General features: G+C 72.7%; 1 protein-coding gene. It reads left to right on the top strand.

The window, feature by feature from the left end; genetic code table 11:
* Positions 1-429 (top strand): Crp/Fnr family transcriptional regulator (locus tag ACU8YE_RS25675; RefSeq protein ID WP_446930448.1); only part of this gene is annotated, 429 nt, incomplete at both ends.

Raw genomic sequence — 429 nt, 5'->3', positions numbered from 1 at the left:
GGGTGGAATGATCGGCTGCGCGCGCTTTTCGTGGAGGGACCGCCTCGGCTGATCCGACGCGGCGAGGTGCTCCACACGGCGGGCGAGCGGCTGGAGCATGTGCACCTGATCGCGCGGGGCTGGATCGCGCGCCTTCGGCACACGGAGGATGGGGGGTCGGCGTTCACCGGCGTGTACCTGGCGGGCGACCTGGTCGGGGCGGACGGGATCGCGGACGGACGGCTGGACGACGACCTGCTCGCGTTGACGGACGGATCGGTCCACCGCATCGCCACCGCCGGGCTCCGCGAGGCGCTGGCACGGGACGCCGGGGCGGCGCTGGCGCTGATCGGCCTGTTGTCGGCGGATTCGGGCTTCCTGCGCGAGGCCTTGCTCGCGGTGGGGCGACGGTCGAGCGCCGAGCGGCTGTGCACCTTCATTCTCCAAACC

Source organism: Ralstonia sp. VS2407 (assembly GCF_052950655.1).
The sequence above is the reverse complement of the archived record's forward strand: the minus strand, read 5'-3'. Positions and strand labels throughout refer to the sequence as shown.